The sequence below is a fragment of the Nonomuraea sp. NPDC050691 genome (assembly GCF_040654455.1).
In the GTDB taxonomy this organism is placed as follows: domain Bacteria; phylum Actinomycetota; class Actinomycetes; order Streptosporangiales; family Streptosporangiaceae; genus Nonomuraea.
The window spans coordinates 1-23056 of sequence record NZ_JBFAIA010000011.1; the positions used below are offsets into that span (position 1 = coordinate 1).

16 protein-coding genes are annotated in these 23056 nt (G+C 73.6%); 9 read left to right on the forward strand and 7 right to left on the reverse strand.

The features are described 5' to 3' along the window. Positions 1-44 precede the first annotated feature (44 nt). From AB0H81_RS06945 to AB0H81_RS06965, 5 genes are all read right to left on the reverse strand, one after another. Complete coding sequence (locus AB0H81_RS06945) at positions 45-647, reverse strand: TIGR03086 family metal-binding protein (RefSeq protein ID WP_358370314.1); 603 nt, start codon at positions 645-647, stop codon at positions 45-47. Between the two features lie 74 nt (positions 648-721). Then, on the reverse strand, positions 722-1984 hold the full coding sequence (locus tag AB0H81_RS06950) for a M20/M25/M40 family metallo-hydrolase (RefSeq protein ID WP_358370317.1): 1263 nt from the start codon (positions 1982-1984) through the stop codon (positions 722-724). After that, positions 1981-3876, reverse strand: a complete 1896-nt coding sequence (locus AB0H81_RS06955) for a prolyl oligopeptidase family serine peptidase (protein WP_358370320.1) — start codon at positions 3874-3876, stop codon at positions 1981-1983. Before AB0H81_RS06955 ends, AB0H81_RS06950 begins: the two co-directional genes overlap by 4 nt. A 4-nt stretch (positions 3877-3880) precedes the next feature. Continuing rightward, positions 3881-4954, reverse strand: a complete 1074-nt coding sequence (locus AB0H81_RS06960; RefSeq protein ID WP_358370323.1) for a C39 family peptidase — start codon at positions 4952-4954, stop codon at positions 3881-3883. Positions 4955-5083: 129 nt separating this feature from the next. Continuing rightward, positions 5084-6193: a DUF5925 domain-containing protein gene (locus AB0H81_RS06965; protein WP_358370326.1), complete on the reverse strand. Its 1110-nt coding sequence runs from the start codon at positions 6191-6193 to the stop codon at positions 5084-5086. Between the two features lie 243 nt (positions 6194-6436). On the opposite strand from AB0H81_RS06965, the gene AB0H81_RS06970 reads away from it, so the two are divergent. From AB0H81_RS06970 to scpA, 5 genes are all read left to right on the forward strand, one after another. Then, a complete protein-coding gene (locus AB0H81_RS06970; protein ID WP_358370329.1) occupies positions 6437-8299 on the forward strand; it encodes a potassium transporter TrkA in 1863 nt (620 codons plus the stop codon). Positions 8300-8634: 335 nt separating this feature from the next. Then, positions 8635-9630, forward strand: a complete 996-nt coding sequence (gene mtnA / locus AB0H81_RS06975) for an S-methyl-5-thioribose-1-phosphate isomerase (RefSeq protein ID WP_358370330.1) — start codon at positions 8635-8637, stop codon at positions 9628-9630. A gap of 187 nt (positions 9631-9817) precedes the next feature. Beyond that, entirely contained in the window at positions 9818-10528 is a 711-nt protein-coding gene (locus tag AB0H81_RS06980; protein WP_358370333.1) for an N-acetylmuramoyl-L-alanine amidase, read from the forward strand. Between the two features lie 159 nt (positions 10529-10687). Continuing rightward, a complete protein-coding gene (locus AB0H81_RS06985; RefSeq protein WP_358370336.1) occupies positions 10688-12493 on the forward strand; it encodes a methylmalonyl-CoA mutase subunit beta in 1806 nt (601 codons plus the stop codon). Beyond that, positions 12490-14637, forward strand: coding sequence for a methylmalonyl-CoA mutase (scpA, locus tag AB0H81_RS06990; RefSeq protein ID WP_358370339.1), 2148 nt, complete (start codon positions 12490-12492; stop codon positions 14635-14637). The genes AB0H81_RS06985 and scpA overlap by 4 nt, the downstream gene beginning before the upstream one ends. 230 nt (positions 14638-14867) lie before the next feature. Here the strand turns inward: scpA and AB0H81_RS06995 are convergent, their stop codons facing one another. Further along, entirely contained in the window at positions 14868-17114 is a 2247-nt protein-coding gene (locus AB0H81_RS06995) for a protein kinase (RefSeq protein ID WP_358370342.1), read from the reverse strand. 125 nt (positions 17115-17239) lie between these two features. On the opposite strand from AB0H81_RS06995, the gene meaB reads away from it, so the two are divergent. The 3 genes from meaB (at position 17240) to AB0H81_RS07010 (ending at position 20017) form a co-directional block, all read left to right on the forward strand. Next, the gene (meaB, locus tag AB0H81_RS07000; protein ID WP_358370345.1) at positions 17240-18199 is read left to right on the forward strand and encodes a methylmalonyl Co-A mutase-associated GTPase MeaB; all 960 of its coding nucleotides are present in this window, start codon (positions 17240-17242) and stop codon (positions 18197-18199) included. A gap of 112 nt (positions 18200-18311) precedes the next feature. Further along, entirely contained in the window at positions 18312-18929 is a 618-nt protein-coding gene (locus tag AB0H81_RS07005; protein ID WP_358370348.1) for a TetR/AcrR family transcriptional regulator, read from the forward strand. Further along, a complete protein-coding gene (locus AB0H81_RS07010) occupies positions 18926-20017 on the forward strand; it encodes an acyltransferase (protein ID WP_358370350.1) in 1092 nt (363 codons plus the stop codon). The genes AB0H81_RS07005 and AB0H81_RS07010 overlap by 4 nt, the downstream gene beginning before the upstream one ends. Before the next feature lie 36 nt (positions 20018-20053). On the opposite strand, the gene AB0H81_RS07015 is transcribed toward AB0H81_RS07010, so the two are convergent. Beyond that, a complete protein-coding gene (locus AB0H81_RS07015; protein ID WP_358370353.1) occupies positions 20054-21811 on the reverse strand; it encodes a long-chain fatty acid--CoA ligase in 1758 nt (585 codons plus the stop codon). A 179-nt stretch (positions 21812-21990) separates the two neighbouring features. Between AB0H81_RS07015 and AB0H81_RS07020 the strand changes: the two genes are divergently transcribed. Beyond that, the gene (locus tag AB0H81_RS07020) at positions 21991-22995 is read left to right on the forward strand and encodes a hypothetical protein (protein ID WP_358370354.1); all 1005 of its coding nucleotides are present in this window, start codon (positions 21991-21993) and stop codon (positions 22993-22995) included. The last annotated feature ends 61 nt before the right edge of the window (positions 22996-23056 follow it).

Here is a 23056-nt window from a genome sequence, read left to right on the forward strand (position 1 = left end):
GGCGGCTCCACGCCGTCCCGGGGGCTCGTCCGCGTGAGGCGGGGTCAGGCGGCCGGGGTCCAGTACGGGTCGCGGCCCAGGTAGCGCAGCAGCGCCGCCACGTCGTCGTCGCCCTCCGCGGCCGGCAGCACCGCCGCGTACGCCCCCCAGGCGCGCAGCGGCTCGACGATCTGCCGCGCCACCCCCAGCAGCTCCCGCGCCACCGCGCCGGTCAGCGGCGACGGCTGCCCCGTGGCGACCGCGATGTCCCACGCGTGGACGGCGGCGTCGAGCGCGCAGGCGCCCGCGCCGAGCGACGGCTCCATCGCGTTCGGCGGGACCGGCACGGGCACCTGCTCCGCGTCGCGGTCCACGCCGGCCCAGGCGGCGGCCGAGCGGCTCAGGGCCGCCTCGGCGTACGCCTCCGGGTCCTCGGCGAGGGTGCCGGAGGGCGCGAACGGGTCCTCCGAGGGGCCGGGCTCCCCGGTGAGGAACGCGGCGAAGCCGACCTGGTCGCCGGCGGCGTGCTGGAGCACCTGGGTCACGTCCCACTTCGCGCACGGGGTGGGCAGGTGCCACGCGTCCGCGGGCACCCCCCGCACGACCTGGCGCAGCGCCTGGTGGGAGAAGTCCAGCACGTCCCAGCCGGTGTTCGTGATCTCGCTCATGTTCCGCAGCCCTTCCGTCTCGCTGATGAATCCAGCATATCAGAACGGAATGCTTTGTTCCACTGCTTTCCGGATCAGGTGAGCAGGCGGGTCAGCACGCGGGTGCCGAACTCCAGCCCCTCCACCGGCACTCGCTCGTCCTTCCCGTGGAACATCCCGAAGTAGTCCAGATCCGGCCGCAGCATCAGCGGCGCGAACCCGTAGCCCTCGATGCCGAGCCGGGCGAACGACTTGGCGTCCGTGCCGCCGCTCATCACGTACGGAACCGGCCGCGCCAGCGGGTCCTCGGCCACCAGCGCCCCCGCCAGCTCGTCGAAGAACGGCGACGGGTACGGCGCGGCCGGGGCGTCCTCCAGGTTCACGAACTCCCGGGTGATCTTCGGCCCGAGCAGCTCGTCGATCGTGGCCAGGAACTCCTCCTGCAGCCCCGGCAGGTAGCGGCCGTCCACGTGCGCCTCGGCCGTCGAGGGCACCACGTTCACCTTGTAGCCCGCGTCCAGCATGGTCGGGTTGGCGGAATTGCGGATCTGCCCCTTGAACAGCAGGCCCAGGGCGCCGAGCCGGGCCGCTTCCTCGTCCAGCCGGTCCAGGTCCACCGGCTGGCCGGTGATCTCCGACAGCGCCTGGATGAGCGCCGCCACCGACGGCGTGAGCCGTACCGGCCACTGGTGGGACGCGACGCGGGACAGGGCGTGGACGAGCGTGGCGACGGGGTTGTCCACGGCGGGCCGCGAGCCGTGGCCCGCCACCCCGCGCGCGGTCAGCTTCATCCAGGCCGTGCCGCGCTCGCCCACCGACACCGGGTACACCCGGTGCTCGCCGGAGCTGACGCTGAACCCGCCCGACTCGCTGATGGCCTGCGTGACCCCGTCGAACAGCTCGCGGTGCTCGGTCACCGCGTGCCGCGAGCCGTAGTCGCCGGTCGCCTCCTCGTCGGCCAGGAACGCGAGCACGAGGTCACGCCTCGGCCGCTCCCCGCGCGCCCGCATGCCGAGCACGGTCGCGAGCGTCATCGCGCACGAGCCCTTCATGTCCACCGCGCCCCGGCCGTGCACGCAACCGTCGGCGATCTCGCCGGAGAACGGGTGCGTCCGCCACTCCGCCGGGTCGGCCGGCACCACGTCGAGGTGGCCGTGGATGAGCAGCGCGTCGGGCGAGTCGCCCTCCATGCGGGCCACGACGGTCGTACGGCGCGGAGCCGACTCGAACACCTCCGGCTCCAGGCCCGCGTCGGCCAGCAGCGTGGCCACGTACTCGGCCGCCGGCCGCTCGCCCGAACCCGGGTTGGTGGTGTCGAACCTGATCAGGTCCGAGCAGATCTCGGCAACGCTCTTCACGGTCTTCCTTCCAGTTTCAGCGGCGGCACCTCGGGCGTCTCGAACCCGAAGATCAGCCCGTAGAACGCCAGCTCGGCCTCCAGCACGGAGACGATAGTCTCCTCCCGGCGCCAGCCGTGCTGCTCGCCCGGGTAGGTGAGCAGCGCCCACCGCCTGCCGTGCCGGTCCAGCTCGGCCACGAACCGCTCGGCCTGGCCGACGTCCACGATCGCGTCCTCGAGGCCGTGCAGCATGAGGCACGGCCCGGAGGCGTGCGCGGCGCGCAGCAGCGGCGAGCGCTCGGTGTAGCGGTCGCGGGTCTCGGGCAGCGGGCCGATGAGCCCGTCGAGGTAGCGCGACTCGAAGTCGTGCGTCTCGGCCGCCCAGCTCTCGGGGTCGGTGATCGCGTAGTGCGCGACGCCGCCCGCGAACACGTCGCTGTGCACCAGCGCCGCCACCGTGGTCCAGCCGCCGGCGCTGCCGCCCCGGATCGCGATCCGCGCCGCGTCGGCCCTGCCCATCGTGACCAGGCCGCGCGCCACCTTGGCGCAGTCCTCGACGTCGACCACGCCCCACTGGTGGCGCAGCCGCTCCCGGTAGGCCCGGCCGTAGCCGGTGGAGCCGCCGTAGTTGACCTCGGCCACGCCGAGCCCCCGGCTGGTGAAGTAGGCGATCTCCAGGTCGAGCACCACGGGCCTGTTGCCGGTCGGCCCGCCATGAACGAAGATCACGTACGGGGCGGGGCCGCCGTCGCGCTCCCCGGACGGCGGGTAGAGGTGCGCGTGCACGCCCTCGATCGTCACCGCCTCCGGGTCGGGCAGCAGCTCGCGGGCGGGCAGCGGCTTGGGCGCCGACACCACCTCGCGCGCGCCGCCCGCCAGGTCGACGAGCGTGACCTCCCGCGGCGTGTACGGCGTGGCCGCCACGCCCACCGCCATGCCGCCCGCCGCCGACACCGTCGGGCCCCAGTACGCCGCCTCGCCGCCCACGTCCCGCAGCTCACCGGTCTCCGGGTCCAGCACCGACAGCGACCAGCGGTCGGCCGTGCCGTGGACCACGACCAGCCCGGCCTCCGCGACCGCGAACCACGACATGCCCGGCTTCCACGGCGCGTCGCCGAACTCCTCCTCGCGCGGCGTGAGGTTGCGCGACGGGCCGCCCTCCCGGCCCACCACGTGGATGTTCCACCAGCCGGTCGCGTCCGTGACGGCGTACAGGGTGTCCTCGTCACGCCATTCCGCCTGCACCACCGACTCGGCGGGCCCGCCCGCCACCACCGCGTGCGGCCCGGCGGCGCCGCCGGGACCGAGCGGGGCGACGCACAGCTCGGTGCCGTCCCACGGCATGTTCGGATGGTCCCAGCCGATCCAGGACACGTGGCCACCGCCGGGCGACAGGCGCGGGCACATGAGGAAGTGCTGCGCCCGGACGATCACCCGCACCGGCCCGCCGGACAGCGGCAGGGCGACCAGGTCGCGCTCCGTGCCGGTCTCGCGCACCGCCCACACCTCGTCGCGGCCGGGCGGCAGGTACAGGTCGGCGTAGCGGGCCGGGCCCTCCGGCGTCAGCGCCACCGGCCCGCCCCCCTCGCCTGGTGAAGCGTCACCCGTGGCGTCCGGGCCGTCCAGCCGGTACAGGCGCTGGTCCGCCCAGTTCGTGAACACCAGCCCGCCGCCCGGCAGCGGCCGCCACGACCGCCCGCCGTACTCGATCACGCGGTTGCGGGCGTTCCAGCCGGCCGGGAGCGCGTCCACGCGCGATCCGTCCGGCCGGCGCCGCACCACGCACCGCCGGCCGCCCTCGTGCGGGCGGGGCTCGTCCCACCACACCTCCACCCCGGCGGGCGTGGCGACGGCCTCCACCCACAGGGGGCCGCCGTCGGTACGGGCCACGTCGATCGGTCGAATGCTCATCTGCTCACCAGTTGCCGTCGGAAGGGGGAAGGGGGTGCCCGGGCGGATGAAGGACGTAGACGATGCCGCCGCTGCCGGAGCCCCGCAGCCACACGTTCTCGAACGCGGCCCGCGGGTAGACCCTGCGCACGTCGGCGTCGCTCGGCGCGGCGGGGTCGTTGACGACGACGTCGCCTCCGGCGGTGAAGCCGACGACGACCATGATGTGGCCCCCCGTCGAGTAGCCGGACCCCGGCAGCTCGTGCGCCTTGAACGCCTGCGAGGTGACCACGGGGATCCCGGCGCGGACGAACGCCTCCAGCTCGGTGGCCGAGCGCAGCCGCGTGACGAACCCGGTCAGCCCGTACCGGCAGGCGTAGGCGACGTTGAACGGCCAGTTGCCGGTGCCCTGGTAGCTGGTGTCGTAGGTGCCGCGGGCCGCGTGGTCCACCAGCGGCGACGGGTCGCCCTCGCCCACCCAGGCCAGGTCGCCGGCCTCCGGGCCGCGCCCCCAGTAGCCGAGCACCATCGCCACCGAGGCCGGGCCGCACCAGTTGGCGCCGCCGCCGTCCAGGTGCGGGTGGTGGCCGGCGTGCTCGTGCTGCGAGTGGCGGGGCACGTCGAGCCGCACCTCGCCCGAGCCGTCCCGGCCCGGCTCGTACGCGGCGACGATGGGGAACGGCGGCACGGCCGAGGCCATCACCGCGAGCGAACCCACCTCCACCCCGGGCCCGCACGGCGTCACCCGGACCTGGAAGGCCACCACCGGCCGCCGCGCCACGAACGTGTCGACCGCCACGTCGCCGTCGTCGTCGCCCTGGCCGGCCACGGAGGTGCGCGGGTCGCCGTGCTCCGACCACCGGCCCATCACGTACCACTTGGTCAGGGACCCGGACGCGGTCCTCGCCCGCAGCTCGATCTCCACCCAGGAGCCGGGCGGGGTGCGCGCCGTCCACGACGGGACGAGCTGGGTGGCGGGAAAACCGATCGGCACCTCGTCGCCGGTCCACGGGGCGAGCCCGCCCGGGACGCCGTCCGCGGCCGCGAAGGACACGGCGAGGCGGTGGAAGGCGACGCGGGCCGGATCGACAGTGAGCACCAGGCCGATTGTGCTCCCCGGCCTGGCCGCCCGCATCGGAAGGTTTACGTACGCGCCCCCGCCGAGTCGGGCGGGGACGTCAGAGGACGCCTTCGCAGGCGCCCCGGGGGGAGGCGCCTCCAGAGGTCGTCACAGGTAGAGGCCGGTCGACTCGTCCGCGGCCGGGACGGGGACCGCCCGCCCCGAGCGCGCCGCGTACAGCTCCGCCAGCGTCGCCCCCGCCGGTCCGATCCCGTCGGAGGAGCCGAGCCAGCCGATCGCCTCCTCGCGCGTCAGCGGTCCCACCTCCAGCTGCGCAAGGCAGCGGCCGGGACGGACGACGGCGGGGTGCAGGCGGGCCAGGTCCTCGTTCGTGGTGATCGCCACCAGCACGTCGCGGCCCTGGCCGAGCAGCCCGTCGGTGAGGTTGAGCAGCCGCGACAGGCCCTGTCCGGTCTGCGACTTGGCCGCCGCGCTGATCAGCTCGTCGCAGTCCTCCAGCACGAGCAGCCGCCAGCGCTGCTTCTCCTCGTCGGAGTCGTAGCCGACGGCGACCTCCATGAGGTAGCCGGGGTCGTTGAACAGCCGTTCCGGATCGAGCACGCAGTCCACCTGGCACCACTCCCGCCACTGCCTGGCCAGCGAGCGCAGCAGCGTCGTCTTGCCGGTGCCGGGCGGGCCGTGCAGCAGGACGAGCCGGCCGTGGACCTCCGCCGGGGTGACCGCCATGAGCGTGGTCAGGGAGCGGCGGACCTGCGCGGAGTAGTTGCCGCTGATCTCCTCCCACGGCTGGGCCGTGATCGGCCTCTCGGAGCGGGTGCCGCCGTGCGCCCCGCGCCACCAGAAGCCCATCTCGACGTGGTCGGTCTCCGGCTCCGGCTCGACGGCGCCGTCCGTGCTCTCCTTGAGCACCGAACGGGCCAGCTCCTCCGTCACGGCGGTCACGCTCACGGTGGCGCTGCGGTTGCGGTACCGCACGACGCGCAGGGTCCAGCCGTCACCGCAGATCAGCCGCGACTCCTGGCCGTCCTGGATCTGCGCGGTGCGCACGAGCCGGCCGCCGGCCGGGCTCAGCGTGGCCTCCGGCCGCACCCGTTCCAGGTTGGCCTGGCGCGACCAGGGCTGCACCCCGGTGGCGAACGGCGACAGCGCCAGGGCGTCGATCACGTCGATCGCGGTGTCGCTGTCGTCGATCCAGATGTTCATCGGGAGGTCGGACGACTCCGGGCTCGGGAACGGCACCTCCTTCATCACGGACATGAGGATAATGATCCAGTTTGGGTCGCGTCATGTCGAAGGGTTTTGGGATATGGCATGACATCGGCGTCATATCAATCCGTCATGGGTTCCGGGGGCCCTGCCGTGCACAGAGCGGCGCCCAGGCCCGTGAACAGGCCCGTGAACAGGACATTTCGCCAGGTCATCGGTATCGCTGCGGACCCGGCCGATCCACCTGTACCTTGTTGCGTCGGTCAAGTGTGCGAATGGTGGAGGTAAGGCGGCGTGGCTGGGGTGAGCTTCCGTGAGCGGGCGCGCTACTGGTTCGACAACACGATGTCCCGGGGGACCGCCTCGCTCGTCGGCCTGCTGGGCGTCCTGTCGGTCGGGCTCGTCGTGGCGGTGGCGGGCCTGACGCTCTGGCTGGCGCCCCACGAGCCGGAGGGCGTGGGCGGCGCGGGCGAGGTGCTGTGGATAGCGCTCATGCACGCGCTCACCCCCGGCAAGGTCGCCGGAGACAAGGGCTCCACCGCGTACATGGCCGTCATGTTCGCCGGGTCCCTCGGCGGCCTGTTCATCGTCAGCATGCTCGTCGGCCTGCTGTCCAACGGCCTGAAGCTGAAGGTCGACCGCCTGCGCCGGGGCCGCTCCCGCATCGTGGAGAAGGGCCACACGGTCGTGCTCGGCTGGTCCGACCAGGTGTTCACGATCGTGGGAGAGCTGGTCAAGGCGCACGCCAGCCAGCCCGGCTCGGTCATCGCCGTCCTCGCCGACCGCGACAAGCTCGACATGGAGGAGGAGATCCGCGAGCACGTCGACCTCGGGCGCACGCGCCTGGTGTGCCGTACCGGACGGCCCACCGAGCCGCGCGACCTCACGCTCATGAACCTCCAGAGCGCGCGGTCCGTCGTCGTCCTCTCGCCCGACGGCGAGGACCCCGACGCGCACGTCATCAAGATCCTGCTCGCGCTCGCCAAGCGGGCCGGGGCGCACCCGCCGGTCGTGGCCGCCATCGCCGCCTCCGGCAACATCCCCGCCGCCCGCCTGGCCGGCGGGGGCGAGGTCCACGTCGTCGACTCCGACGACACCGCCTCCCGGCTCATCGTCCAGTCCTCCCGCCAGTCGGGCATGTCGGTCGTCTGCATGGACCTGCTCAACTTCGACGGCGGCGAGATCTACCTGCGCTCCGGCGCCGACCTGGTCGGGCGCACGTACGGCGAGGCGCTGCACGCCTACGAGACCGCCTCCGTCATCGGCCTGCGCGGGCGCTCGGGCGTCGTGCTCAACCCGCCCATGGACACCGTCGTCTCCGAGCACGACCAGGTCATCGTCATCGCCCACGACGACTCCCACATCCGCCTGGCCACCGGCGAGCCCGTCCTCACGGAGGAGGCCGTGGTCTCCGCCCCGCCCACCGCCCTCCAGCCCGAGCGCACGCTCGTGCTCAACTGGAACGGCCGGGCCGAGCACATCGTCCGCTACCTCGACGGCTACGTCGCGCCCGGCTCGGTGCTGGAGGTCGCCGCCGACCACCCCCGGGCCGGCGAGGGCCTGACCGGCCTGGCCAACCTCACCGTCCACGTCAAGGAGTGCGACTCCACCGACCGCTACCAACTCGAGGCGCTCAGCCTCGGCCTGTTCCAGCACGTCATCGTCCTGTCGGACGACCGCTTCGACCCCCACCACGCCGACACCCGCACCCTCATGACGCTGCTGCAGCTGCGCGACATGCAGACCGCCCGGGGCGAGCGCTACTCGATCGTCAGCGAGATGCACGACGAGAGCAACCGCGTGCTGGCCGAGGTCACCGAGGCCGACGACATCGTCATCAGCGACACGGTCATCGGCCTGCTCCTCGCCCAGCTCGCCGAGAACCGCCACCTGGCCGACGTCTTCAGCTACCTGTTCGACTCGCACGGCTCGGAGATCTATCCCCGGCCCGCGCGCGACTACGTGAAGCCGGGCGCGGAGGTGACGTTCTCGACGGTCATCGAGGCGGCGCGGCGGCGCGGGGAGACGGCGATCGGCTACCGCGACGCGGGCGGCCGCAACACGCCGCCGCACTACGGCATCGTCCTCAACCCGCCGAAGTCGCAGCCCGTCAGGTTCGCCGAGGGCGACTCGGTCATAGTCCTCGCCGAACGCTGACCCACCCGCTCGGTTGTTCGCCCGTCTGCCCGTTCCGCGCACCCGCGTGCTCGCCCGTCCGCTCCGTTCGGCTCGTCCCCCCGTTCCGTCCGCTCGCTTCTCGCCTGACCATCGCCCGCTCCGCCCTTTACTCCGCCCCCCATCCCCGCATCCCCGTCCGCCCGTCTGTGTCCCCCGGCTGAACCGTGGCCGGGCGGCGGGGCGTCCAGGCGGCTGGATGGGGCGGTTGGGTGGCCGGGTGGCCGGATCGGGAGAGATCCGCCGGAAGAGTGGCCGGATTGGGGAGGTTCGCCGGAAGAGTGGCGGATCGACCGGATTCGGTTACCGTGCGGAGAGTGAGGACCATTGACTGGGTGGACGACGCGGTCGAGCTGATCGACCAGACGCGGCTGCCCGACGAGTGCGTCAGGCTCCGGATCACCACCGTCGACGAGCTGATCGACGCGATCCGGCGGCTGGCCGTACGCGGCGCGCCCGCGCTGGGCGTGGCCGGCGCCCTCGGCGTCGTGCTGTCCGACGGGAATCGCGACGCCGTCGCCCGGCTGCGGGCCGCCCGGCCCACCGCCGTCAACCTCGCCTGGGGCGTGGACCAGGCCGCCGCCTGGCTGCCGCAGGGCCGGCGGGCCGTCCTGGAAGCCGCCCTGCGCATCCGCGACGAGGACATCGCCGCCTGCCTGGCCATGGGGGAGCAGGGGGCGGATCTCCTCACCTCGGGCCTGCTCGGCTCCGGCGTACGCGCCTCCGTCCCGCCCGTCCAGGACCGCCCGGACGGCCGGCTGCGGATCATGACGATCTGCAACACCGGCGGGCTCGCGGCCGTGGAGCGGGGCACGGCGCTCGGCGTCGCGCAGACGCTGCACGAGCGCGGCCGGCTGGCCGAGGTGCTCGCGCTGGAGACCCGGCCGCTGCTCCAGGGAGCCCGGCTCACCGCCTGGGAGCTGGCCCGCATGGGCGCGCCGCACCGGCTGGTCGCCGACGGCGCGGGCCCGTACCTGCTGGCGAGGGGCGGCGTGGACGCGGTGCTCGTGGGCGCGGACCGCATCGCCGCCAACGGCGACACCGCCAACAAGATCGGCACGTACGCCCTGGCGCTCGGCGCGGCGCGGGCCGGTGTGCCGTTCGTGGTGGTGGCGCCCGAGACGACGATCGACTTCGCGACCCCCACGGGCGCCGGGATCGAGATCGAGGACCGGGGCGCCGAGGAGATCGTGACGCTGCGGGGGACGCGGGTGGCTCCGGAAGGCACGGACGCGGTCAACCCGGCCTTCGACGTGACCCCGCACGACCTGATCACCGCCATCGTCACCGACAAGCGAGTGATCCGCCCATAAAGCGATCCGTCTATAAAGCGAATAATCGTCAATTTGCTGATCTGTCCGGATAGGCCGCGTTACGCTCGGTTGCCGTACATCCGACCATCCGGAGAGCACAACGGTGGCCATCGACCTCGTGACACGACGTGACTGGGGTGCCCGCGCACCCCGTGGAAGCTATACGCAGCTCGCCTCCACGAGGGGGGTGAAAGTTCACTACACGGGCGGTCTGGTCAATCCCGGCATCGTCGGAGACCACAACGGCTGCGTGTCGCTGGTGCAGTCCATCCAGCGGGGGCACCAGGACGGCAACGGCTGGCTGGACATAGGCTATTCGTTCGTGGCCTGTCCACACCAGAAGGTGTTCGAAGGGCGCGGGCTGCACCACCTGCCCGCCGCCAACGGCCCTGGCCTCAACTCAGGGCACTACGCCGTGCTCGGCCTCGTCGGCAACGCCGGGCTGGTCGAGCCGCCCGACGGCGTGCTGCACGCCATCCTCGACGCCGTCGAGTACGTCCGCGAGCGCGGCGACGCGGGCCGGGAGATCAAGGGGCACCGCGACGGGTACGCGACGGACTGCCCCGGCGAGCCGCTGTACGCGTGGGTGCGCAGGGGAGCGCCCCGGCCCGGCGGCGACGGCGGCGGTGACCCGGGCGACGGAGAGGGCGGCGGCGAGCCCGAGGCGCCGCCGTTCCCCGGCCGGTTGCTGCGCTATCCGCCGGTGACACGCGGGGACGACGTGCGCACCTGGCAGCGGCAGATGAAGGCGCGCGGGTGGGAGCTCGACGTGGACGGCGCTTACGGGGCGCAGTCGCGTGACATCTGCCTCCGCTTCCAGCGCCAGCAGGGGGTGGAGGCGGACGGCGTCGTGGGGCCGGTCACCTGGCGCCTCACCTGGGAGGCCCCCCTCACCTGACCCACCCCCCTCCCCGCCCCGCCCGGGCCGCCGTTCTCTTGCGCCTGCCGGAGCCACGACACGCCCGCGAGTCACCGGTGGGCCGGGTGGGTCGTCAGGGTTTGGCTGGGGGACCCCTGGGGTTACCCGGTTCGCGGCGTTCCGCCTACTATCCGAATCATGGACCTGGCAGCCGGCTTCCCCGCGACCACCCGCGACGACTGGCGGGCGCTGGCGCTCGCCGTCCTGCGCAAGGCGGGCACCGAGGCCGACTCCCCGGAGGAGGCCCTGTCCAGCCGCACGTACGACGGGGTGACGCTCGCCCCGCTCTACGACGCCGACGACCTGCCCGCCGCGCCGCCCTTCGACCGGGCGGAGCATGCCGCCCGGGCCGCCGGCGGCTGGGACGTGCGGCAGCGCCACGCCGTCGCCGACCCCGAGGCCGTGCTGGCCGACCTGGAGAACGGCGTCACCTCGCTCTGGCTCGTCGTGGGCGACGGCGCGATTCCCGTGGGCGAGCTGGGCCGGGTGCTGAAGGACGTCTACCTCGACCTCGCGCCGATCACGCTCCAGGCCGGCCGCCGTACCACCGAGGCGGCCGAGGCGCTGCTCGCCCTGGCCGCCGAGCGCGGCACCCCCGCACGGGGCAACCTCGGCGCCGGCGCGGACGACCGCGACACCGCCGTGCGGCTCGCCCTGCGCTGCGCCGCCGGGCACCCGGGGCTGCGGGCGATCACCGTGGACGCCACGCCGTACCACGACGCCGGAGGTGGCGACGCCGACGAGCTGGGCTGCTCGATCGCGCTGGGCGTGAGCCACCTGCGGGCGCTCACCGACGCCGGATTGGGCGTCGAGGAGGCGTTCGGGCAACTGGAGTTCCGCTACGCCGCGACCGACGACCAGTTCGCCACCATCGCCAAGCTGCGGGCCGCGCGCCGGCTGTGGGCGCGGATCGCCGAGCTGTGCGGGGTGGAGACGGGCATCACGGGCGTTCCCGGCATCCAGGGCGGCGTGGGCGCCGCCGGGCCGCCCGGGGCGCAGCTCCAGCACGTGGTGACCAGCTCCGCGATGATGACCGCGCGCGACCCGTACGTGAACATGCTGCGCATCACCGTGGCCTGCTTCGCCGCCGGGGTGGGCGGCGCCGACGCGGTGACCGCGCAGCCGTTCGACGCCTGCCTCGGACGGCCCGACGCGTTCTCCCGGCGCATCGCCCGCAACACGCAGGCGCTGCTGCTGGAGGAGGCCGGCGCCGGCCGGGTGGCCGATCCCGCCGGCGGGTCCTGGTACGTCGAGCGGCGCACGGCCGACCTGGCCGAGCGGGCGTGGGAGTGGTTCCAGGAGATCGAGGCGGCGGGCGGCATCGGCGCGGCGGCCGGCCTGGTGTCCGCGCGCGTCGCCGCCACCCGGGAGCGCCGCGCCGACGACGTCGCGCACCGCCGCTTCCCGATCACGGGCGTGAGCGAGTACCCGGACCCCGGCGAGAAGTCGCTGCGTCGCCCCCGCGAGAGCGGCCCGTGGCTCGCGTCCGCCGCGCACGGGACGGGCGGAGGGCTGCCGGTCGTCCGGTACGCCCAGGAGTACGAGGAACTGCGCGACCTGGCCGACGCCCTGCCCGAACGCCCCAAGGTGTTCCTCGCCACGATCGGCCCCGTCGCCGCCCACTCGGCCCGCGCCGCGTTCGCCGCCAACCTCTTCCACGCCGGGGGACTGGCGACCGAGACCGCCGGCCCGGGCGCAGACCCGGAGCAGATCGCCACCGCGTTCGCCGTCAGCGGCACCACCGTCGCCTGCCTGTGCTCGACCGACCGCCTGTACGCCCAGCACGCCGAGGCCGTGGCCACGGCCCTGAGGAAGGCGGGCGCGCGGCTGGTCTGGCTGGCCGGCAAGGGCTCGTACGACGGCGTGGACGCCTGCCTCCACACCGGGTGCGACGCGCTCGGCGTGCTCCGCACGACCTTCGAGGCCCTGGAGGTGGCCCGATGATTCCCGACTTCACCGGTGTGCCGCTGGAGGGCAAGGCCCGCCCCGACGCCTCCCCGGAGACGCGGGGAGCCGCGTGGGAGACTCCCGAGGGGATCGGCGTCAAGCCGCTCTACACGGCCGCCGACCTCGACGGCCTCGACTTCCTGCGCACCTACCCGGGCGCGGCCCCGTTCCTGCGCGGCCCGTACCCGACCATGTACGTCAACCAGCCGTGGACCATCCGCCAGTACGCCGGCTTCTCCACGGCCGAGGACTCCAACGCCTTCTACCGGCGCAACCTCGCGGCCGGGCAGAAGGGCCTGTCGGTGGCCTTCGACCTGGCCACGCACCGCGGTTACGATTCCGACCACCCGCGCGTCCAGGGCGACGTGGGCATGGCCGGGGTCGCCATCGACTCGATCTACGACATGCGGCAGCTGTTCGACGGGATCCCGCTGGACCGCATGTCGGTGTCGATGACCATGAACGGGGCCGTGCTGCCCGTCCTGGCCCTCTACATCGTGGCCGCCGAGGAGCAGGGGGTGGAGCCGGAGCAACTCGCCGGGACCATCCAGAACGACATCCTCAAGGAGTTCATGGTCCGCAACACCTACATCTACCCGCCGGCCCCCTCCATGCGGATCATCTCGGACATCTTCGCCTACACCAGCGAGAAGATGCCGAAGTTCAACTCGATCAGCATCTCCGGCTACCACATCCAGGAGGCCGGGGCCACCTGCGACCTGGAGCTGGCCTACACGCTGGCCGACGGCGTCGAGTACCTCCGGGCCGGGGTCGCGGCGGGCATGGACGTCGACCGGTTCGCGCCCCGGCTGTCGTTCTTCTGGTGCATCGGCATGAACTTCTTCATGGAGGTCGCCAAGCTGCGCGCCGCCCGGCTGCTCTGGGCGAAGCTCGTGTCGGGGTTCGGGGCGCGGAACCCCAAGTCGCTGTCGCTGCGTACGCACTGCCAGACGTCCGGCTGGTCGCTGACCGCGCAGGACGTCTTCGTCAACGTCGCCCGCACCTGCGTCGAGGCCATGGCCGCCACGCAGGGCCACACGCAGTCCCTGCACACCAACGCGCTGGACGAGGCCCTCGCGCTGCCCACCGACTTCTCCGCCCGGATCGCCCGCAACACCCAGATCCTCCTCCAGCAGGAGTCCGGCACGACCAAGGTCATCGACCCGTGGGGCGGCTCCTCCTACGTGGAGCGGCTCACCCACGACCTCGCCGCGCGCGCCTGGGCGCACATCGAGGAGGTCGAGGCCGCGGGCGGCATGGCCCGTGCCATCGAGGCGGGGCTGCCGAAGCTGCGCATCGAGGAGGCCGCGGCCCGCACCCAGGCCCGCATCGACTCGGGCCGCCAGCCGGTCATCGGCGTCAACAAGTACCGCCCGGACGCCGACGAGCCGATCGAGGTGCTCAAGGTCGACAACAGCGCCGTACGGGCCAGCCAGCTCGACAAGCTGCGCCGCCTGCGGGCCGAACGCGACCCCGACGCGGTGAACCGCGCGCTGGAGGCGCTCACCAAGGCCGCCGCGAACCCCGAGCCGGGCCTCGACCACAACCTGCTCAAACTGGCCGTCGACGCCGCCCGCGCGAAGGCCACCGTGGGGGAGATCTCCGACGCGCTGGAGCGGGTGTTCGGCCGGCACGCCGGTCAGATCCGTACCATTTCCGGCGTGTACCGCGACGAGGCAGGACCGGGAGCGAACATCGAGCGGGTGCGGCGGGCGTGCGCCGACTTCGAACGCGCCGAGGGCCGCCGCCCGCGCATCCTGGTGGCCAAGATGGGCCAGGACGGCCACGACCGTGGCCAGAAGGTGATCGCCACGGCCTTCGCCGACCTGGGGTTCGACGTGGACGTCGGGCCGTTGTTCCAGACGCCGGAGGAGGTGGCGCGGCAGGCGGTGGAGGCCGACGTGCACATCGTCGGCGTGTCGTCGCTGGCGGCGGGTCACCTGACGCTGGTGCCCGCGCTCCGGCAGGCGCTGGCCGGCCTGGACGCGTCCGACATCATGATCGTGGTGGGCGGGGTGATCCCGCCGGACGACTTCGCCGAGTTGCGTGCCGCCGGGGCGGCCGCGATCTTCCCGCCGGGCACGGTGATCGCCGACGCGGCCCTGGACCTGCTGCGCGACCTCAAGGAACGCCACGCCTAGCGTCCCTGCGGACGGTGCGCGGCGCCCGCGGGGTTCGTGTGCGGGCGCTCGGGTGGCTGGTGGCCGGGCGCCCGGGTGGCTGGTGCGCGGGCGCTCGGGCGGCCGGCGTCGGGCGCGTACACCATCTTCAGCTCCGCCAGGCCGGGGGCGTCGCGATCACCCTTCGGCCCCCGCGGCCCGTGCCGCCCTTGGGCGCGGGAGCGGGCTCGCATCCCGCTGCGACCAACCTCCTACGGCTGGCAGAACGTGAGCGAGAGCGAGCGCTGGCGGGTCACCGGGGTGGTGATCCGGAACGTGACGAGGTGGGTGCCGCCGTCGGCCGCCAGGGCGCGGGGGGCGTTCACGACCAGCCGGCCGTCCGCCTCGACCACCGTCGAGGCGCGGCCGATGACCCGGCCGTCCACCATCCACACGTAGCCGAACGGGAGTCGCTCGCCGCCGCGCTCCACCAGCGCGGTGAGCGTGACCTGATCGCCGGCCCAGCAGGTGCCGTTCCTGGTGCCGAGGGCGCGCAGGGACGAGAGCCTGAGGCGTCCCGTGACCGTTCCGGTCGTGGGGGATCCGGTGCCGGCGGGGTCGGCGGAGCTCGTGGCGGCCGGGGCGGTGGAGCCGTGGTCGGCCGGGGCGGGGGTGCGGGTCCTGGTGGGCCGCTTGCGCGACGGGGTCGGCGACGCGCTGGCGGAGGCGCCGGAGGAGGCGCTGACCAGGCTCTGCGACCTCGGCTGCGGCGAGGACGGGGTCAGCCACACGATGGCGCCCGCGAGGACGACCGCGGTGAGACCGGAGGCGGCGGCGATGACCAGCGTCTTGCCGCGCCGCCTGCGCGGCTTCGCGGGGGCGGGCTCCCCGGAGGGATCCTGCCGCCACTGCTCCGGCTCGCCCGGTGCGGGCCGCGCCTCCCCACCGGGCCACGTCTCGCCCGGCGCGGGCCGCGCGTCGCCACCCGGCCACGTCTCGCCCGGCGCGCGCCTCACCCCGTCGCCCGGCTGACCGGGGGCGGGCCGCGCTTCGTCGCCGGTCCAGGGCTCGCCGGGCGAGGGGGGCGTCTCGTCGCGCGTCCACTGCCCGGGCTGCGCCCCTTCCTGGCGCCACGCGTCGTCGGGGCGTTCCACCGGCGGCCATACCTGCTCGCCGTACCCCGAACCGGCCGCGCCGGAACTGAAGGTCTGCTCGTCGAACGCCTCGCGGCTGCCCGTACCCGGTGCGAACGCTCCCGGAGCGGACGTCTGCGCGCGGGGTGCCGCCGGCCGGTTCGGGGCCGGGGGCGGCGGGGCGGTGGGCTGGGGGGTGTCGTAGGAGTCCTCCCAGGTCCCGGCGGCGGGCGGCCAGGTGGCGGCCCGGCCCGTCACGGGCCGGACCGGGTCCGTGGACTCCGAGACGGGCTCCTGCCAGACCGCCGCCTGCGGCGCCGTGTGCCACTGGTCCGCGTCCGCGTGCCCGGCGCCGCCCTGGCGGGACACGGACCGGTCCGGCCCGGCCGCCCGCTGGTCCGCCGGGCCCTCGGCGCGCTGCCGGTCGGCGTACGACGGCGCCGAGGACCGGTCCTGGAGAACGGGAGCGGCATGCGGCGTGGAGGGAGAGGCGGGAGGGGAGGGGAGGGGAGGGGCCGAGGAGCCGTGCGGCGGGGTCGGGGAAGGCGGGGCCGAAAAAGGCGCGGCCGGAGAAGGCGGGGTCGAAGAAGGCGGAGTCGGGGAGGCCGGGGAGCCGAGGAGGTGGAGCAGGACCTCGTGCATCGCGGGACGCGCCCCAGGCTCCTTGGCCAGGCAGCGGGTCACCGCCGCGCGCAGCGACTGAGGCAACTCCCCGAGGCGCGGCTCGGCGCGCAGGATGCGGTTGATCACCGCGGGCAGCGAGTCGTCGCCGAACGGCGGCGTACCCGTGGCCGCGAACACGAGCACCGAGCCCCACGCGAACACGTCCGCCGCCGGCCCGACCGCCTGACCCGCGAGCTGCTCGGGCGCCATGTACGCCGGGGTGCCCACGATGTTGCTCGTGGCCGAGAGCTTGGTGTCGAGCGCGCCCGTGACGCCGAACCCGATCACGCGCGGCCCGCCCGACCCCAGCAGCACGCAGGCCGGCTTGAAGTCGCGGTGCGCGAGCCCCGCCCGGTGGATCGCCGCGAGCGCCGTGGCGGTGGCGACGGCCAGCCGCTGGAGCTCCGCGCCGGTCCGGCGTCCCGCCTGCTGCAGCGACGGCCCGTCCACGTACTCGCTCACGATGTACGGCCGGCCGCCGGCGGAGGCGTCGAGCACCTGGGCGACGTTGACCGGCTCGACCTGGCGGGCGGCGGCCATCTCCCTGGCCAGGCGGTCGTCGCCGGGCAGCCCCTCGTGCAGGATCTTGACCGCCACGGGCGCCCCGTTCGGGGCCTTGGCGAGATAGACGACGCCCTGGGCGCCGGCGCCGAGGCGGCCGGCGAGCCGGTAGGGCCCCACCGCTGCCGGGTCGCCCTCGCGCAGGGGTTCGACGTGGGGCATGAGGGGAGTGACTCCTGTGACGGCTGGGACGACTACGCTCTGCACCTTAGCGTCAAAAGTTATGACTTGGCGGGAGTTAATCTGATCAAGTGGGAAACTCCTAGCAGGTTGGGAGGGGAGGGCGCGTGCGGTCGCTGGAGGACTACGCCGGGGGCGTGCGCGACGGCTCCCGCACGTGGATCGCCCGCGCGATCACGCTGGTCGAGTCCACCCGGCCCGATCACGCCGCCCTGGCCCAGCGTCTCCTCGTGGAGCTGACCCCGCTGTCCGGCCGGGCCCGCCGCGTCGGCGTCTCGGGCGTGCCGGGTGTGGGGAAGTCCACATTCGTGGACGCCCTCGGCACCATGCTCACCGGCCGGGGCCACCGGGTGGCCGTCCTCGCCGTGGACCCGTCCTCGACCCGCACGGGCGGCAGCATCCTCGGCGACAAGACCCGCATGTCGCGCCTGGCGGCCGACCCGGCCGCGTTCATCCGGCCCTCGCCCGCGTCCGGCACGCTGGGCGGCGTCGCCAAGGCCACCAGGGAGGCCATGGTCGTCGTCGAGGCGGCCGGCTACGACGTCGTGCTCGTCGAGACCGTGGGCGTGGGGCAGTCGGAGACGGCGGTCTCCGACATGGTCGACACGTTCCTGCTGCTGACGCTGGCCCGTACCGGAGACCAGCTCCAGGGCATCAAGAAGGGCGTGCTGGAACTGGCGGACGTCATCGCGGTCAACAAGGCGGACGGCGAGTACGCGCTCGCCGCCCGCAAGGCGGCCCGCGAGCTGGCCGGGGCGCTGCGCATGCTGCGCTCGGACAGCGTGCCGCCGCCCGTGCTGACGTGCAGCGGCCTCACGGGCGACGGCCTGCCGGAGCTGTGGGACCAGGTGCTGCGGCACCAGGACGGCCTGGACCTGGCCGGCAAGCGCCGCCGCCAGCAGGTCGGCTGGACGTGGACGCTGGTGCGCGACCGGCTGCTGTCGGAGCTGCGTCACGATCCCCGGGTCGCGGCCATCGCCGAGGAGGTGGAGAAGGAGGTCCTCGCGGGCACCCTCACCCCGTCGCTCGCCGCCGACCGCCTCCTGGCCGCCTTCACCCGCCCCTGAGCACGCCCCCTCTGCCCGCCCGTCCCTGAGCGGGCTCATCTCTCCGCCTTCGCCGGCGCCTGAGCGCTCGCCGTGATCACCATCTTCTGTCCGCGTGTGCTAAATTTTGGCCATGCGGTCAGAAAACAAGCCAGACGGCCAGAAAGCGCGGTCGTTCATCGAGGAGGCGCGGCGCGACCAGATCGTGGGCGCCGCCGTCGAGGTGATCGCCGAGGTGGGCTTCGCCCGGGCGTCACTCGCCCGGATCGCCCAGCGCGCCGGCATCAGCAAGGGCGTCATCTCCTACCACTTCGCCGGCAAGGAGGAGCTGATGGAGCAGGTCGTCGACCGTGTCTACGCGCAGATCGGGGAGTTCGTGCTGGCCCGGATGGAGGGCGCCGGGTCCGCCGCCGAGCTGCTCAGGACGCACGTCCTGTCCGTCGCCGAGCACATGCGGGGCAACCGCGTCCAGCTCACCGCGCTCGGCGAGATCTTCAACAACCTGCGCGCGGCCGACGGCGAACCCCGCTACGGCGTCCACACGAACGAGGGCCTCTACCAGGCCCTCGAGTCGATCTACCGCCGCGGGCAGGAGTCGGGGGAGTTCCGCGCCTTCGACGTCCGCGTCATGGCGATCACCCACCAGGCCGCCATCGACGCGATGTTCGCCTACTGGCAGGCCCACCCCGACCACGACCTGGACGCCCACGCCAGGCAGCTCGCCGACCTCCTCGAAAGGGCGTGCGCATGAAGACCGAACGACCTCGGACCGCCACCCGGCTCCTCGCCGTGGACAACCTCCGCGTCGTCCTCACGGTGCTCGTCGTCTTACACCACGTCGCCGTGACCTACGGCAACATCCCGTTGTGGTACTACGTCGAATCCGCCCACGACCCCTCCGGCCGGGCCCTCGACCTCCTCGTCGTGGTCAACCAGGCGTTCTTCATGGGTTTCTTCTTCCTCATCTCCGGCTTCTTCACCCCCGCCTCCTTCGATCGCAAGGGCGGGAGGGCGTTCGTGCGCGACCGGTTGCTCCGGTTGGGCGTCCCGCTGCTCGTCTTCCTCGTGCTCCTGCGGCCGCTGGTCACGCTGCCGCAGTACCTGGCCGAGGACCGGAAGGCGTCGTACGCGGAGTTCTACCTGCGCACCTGGGACCCGGGGCCGATGTGGTTCGCCGAGGTGCTGATCGTCTTCGCGGTGGCGTACGCGGTGTGGCGCGGCCTGCGCCGCGGGCGTGAGGAGGAGGCGCCGTCCGCGCCGCCGCGGTTCCGCTCGCTCCTCCTGTTCGCCGCCGGCCTGGCCGTGGCCACGTTCGTGTGGCGGCTCGCGGTGCCGACCGGCACGTACGTCCCGGTCCTCGGGCTGCCCTCGCCCGACTACCTGCCACAGTACGTCGCCATGTTCGCGGCGGGCACGGTGGCCTTCCGGCGCCGCTGGTTCGAGACCCTGCCGCGCGCGACCGGCCGCGCCGGGCTGATCACCGCGGCCGTCGCAGCGGCCACGCTGGTGCCGCTGGCGGCGACGACCGACGGCATGCCGGCGTCGGCCGCCACGGCGGCGTGGCAGTCGTTCTTCGCGGTCGGCGTCATCGCCGGGCTCGTGGTGATCTTCCGGGAGCGGTTCGACCGGCAGGGACCGCTCGGCCGGTTCCTGGCGGCGCACGCCTACACGGTGTACATCGTCCACCCGATCGTGCTCGTCGCCGTGGCCCTGGCGTTCCGCTGGCTGCAGGCGGCGGCCGTCGTCAAGTTCGCCCTCGTGGCCGCGATCTCGCTGCCGCTGTGCTGGGGGCTCGCCTACCTCGTCCGGTCGCTCCCCGGCGCCCGCCGGATCCTCTAGGGACCCGGCGCGCGGGCCGCCGGGGAGCGGCCGGGCTCACTTCCCGTCGTAGAAGGCGTCGAGGACGCCGCCGTGGCGCTCCTCGACGACCTTGCGCTTGATCTTCAGGCTCGGCGTCAGCTCGCCCGACTCGACGGAGAAGTCCTCGCTCAGGATGGCGAACTTCTTGACCGTCGCGTAGCTGGCCTCGCCCGCGTTCACCTGGTCGACGGCCTTGGCGACCTCCTCGCGCATCCGCGGGTGCTCCCGCAGCGCCTCGGCCTCGGCGGGCAGGCCCTCGGCCTCGGCCCAGGGCCTGACCACGTCCATGTCCAGCGTCACCAGCGCCGTGCAGTAGTTGCGCCGGTCGCCGTGGACGAACACGTGCGACACGTACGGGCAGGCCGCCTTGATCCTGCCCTCCAGGTACGTGGGGGCCACGTACTTGCCGCCCGAGGTCTTGATCAGCTCCTTCTTGCGGTCGGTGATGGCCAGCCGGCCCTCGGAGTCGACCTCGCCGATGTCGCCGGTGCGCAGCCAGCCGTCCTCCAGCGCCGCGGCGGTCTCCTCCGGCAGGCCGTGGTAGCCGCGCATGATGCCCCGGCCGCCGACGAGCACCTCGCCGTCGTCGGCGATGCGCACCAGCGTGCCCGGCAGCGGCGGGCCGACCGTGCCGAACTTGACCGTCTCCGGCCGGTTGAGGAAGCTGCCCGCCGAGGTCTCGGTCAGGCCGTACCCCTCCAGGATCGTGAGGCCGGCGGCGTCGAAGAACTCGGCGATGTCGCGCGACAGCGGCGCGGAGCCCGAGATGAAGAAGCGGATCCGGCCGCCGAACCGCGCGCGCAGCTTGGCGAAGACGAGCCGGTCGGCCAGCGCGTACTCGACGCGGGTGGTGAGCGGGACGGCGACGCCGCGCTGGCGCGCCCGCACCACCCGCAGGCCCGTGCGGCGGGCCCACTCGAAGATGCGCAGCTTGGCCCCGCCCTCGCGCTGGACGGTGGCGGAGACCGTGTTGTGGATCTTCTCGAAGATGCGCGGCGCGGCGGCCATGAACGTCGGCTTGATCGCACCCAGGTTCTCGGCGATCCGGTCGAGCCGGCCGTCCACCGCCGTCGGCACGCCGATGTCGATCATCACGACCTCGAGCAGCTTGCCGAACGAGTGCGACAGCGGCAGCCACAGGAAGTGCAGGTCGTCGCCCGAGATCAGGTTCAGCTCGCGGACCGCGGAGCCGGCGTAGAGCCAGTTGTCGTGGGTCAGCTCCACGCCCTTGGGTCGGCCGGTGGTGCCGGAGGTGTAGATGAGCGTGGCCAGGTCGTCCTGGGCGATGGCGTCGACCATGGCGTCGTAGTCGCCGTCGCCGCCGAGCGAGCCGAACGGCACCACCCAGCCGTCGTCGCCGGCCGTGCCGTCGATGACGACCACGCGCTTGACGTCGGGCAGCTCCTTCTGCACCGACCGCAGCTTGGCGACCTGGTCGTCGTCCTCGGCGATGACGATCGTGCTGCCCGAGTCGGTGAGGATGAACGCCGACTCGGCGGCCGTGTTGGAGGGGTAGATCGTGGTGGTGGCGGCGCCGGTCGCCAGCACGGCGAGGTCGGCGAGGATCCATTCGAGGCGGGTGGAGCTCAGGATGGCCACCCGGGTGCCGGGGCCCGCGCCGATCTCCGCCAGGCCGAGGGCCAGCCGGCGGACACGCTCGCCCACCTCACGCCAGGACAGTGAGGTCCAGCCGTCGTCCGAGGGCGTCCGGTAGGCCTCGGCGTCAGGGGTGGCGGCGATCCGGTCGCGCAGCAGGGAGGGAATGCTCGACATGCCTGTCCTCCTGGGTGTGATGCAGCCGACTCTAGGCCGAGGGCACGGCGCGAGTCGATATTCGTGATCGTCTCGTGTCGGCCCGTTGTGGACGGAGCCGTCACGGGACCCACGCTCACGCGCGCCGCGGGGCCGGGCCGAGATTGACGGTACGGATCAACCGGGCGATAGTGTGACAGGTGGCAGCCCCCCGGATGATCTCCTGCGTCCTCGCCCTGGCGACCCTGACGCTCGGCGCCTGTTCGGCCGCCACCCCCCGGCCCTCGGGCGGGCAGCCCGTGGTCAGCGGCGTGGCCGGCGGCTCCGGCGCCGCCCCCTCCGCCGGCACCTCTTCCGGAACCGGCGCCGCGCCCTCCGAGACCCCCGTCCCCAGCGTGTCGGCCCTCGACCCGGCCGCGTACAAGAGCGAGCTGGAGACCCGGCGCAAGGCCATGGCCGGCGCCATCGGCTCCATGGCCGGGGCGCGCACGGTCAAGACGCTCGGCCAGCGGGCGCAGAAGGCCGCCGAGGCCGTCGAGAGCGGCGCCGCAGCGCTCGCCGCCGTCACACCGCCCGACCAGGTGCGCGCCCAGCACGACGCGTACGTGACCAGCCTGCGCGACTTCGCCACCGCGCTCGGCGGCACCGCGGGCAAGGTCGGCGCCCGCGACCTGTGCACCTCCTCGGCCGCGCTCACCGACGTCAGCGGCCCGCTCAAGTCCCTCGACCAGGCCGGACAGGCCCTCCAGCAGGCCGGCGACTACCCGGCGGACGTGGTCACCGTGAAGGCCGGCGGCAAGAAGAGCCGGCGCCTCGGCAACGGCTCGTTCGTCCGCAAGGGCTCCCTCACCGGCCGCAGCTCGCTGCAGATCGACAACGGCGGCACCCGCGACGCGGTCGTCACCCTGGTGAAGGGCGGCTCCAAGGTGCTCAGCGTGTACGTGCGCAAGAAGGCCAAGTTCAAGGTCAGAGGCGTGAAGGACGGCACGTACAAGGTCTACTTCACGCACGGCGTCGACTGGGACGGCAAGGCGCGCGCCTTCACCCGCCAGTGCAGCTTCGAGCGCTTCCAGAAGGCGGTGAAGTTCAAGACCACCTTCACCGCCACCCAGATCCGCTGGCACGACTGGCGGATCACGCTGCACGCGATCGCCGGCGGCAACGCCCGCACCTCCGACGTGGACCCCGACGACTTCCCGGGCTGACGCCGCCACCCACCTGGGTCCTTGACGCGGCAAGGCCCCTATTTCCGACGCGGCAAGGGCC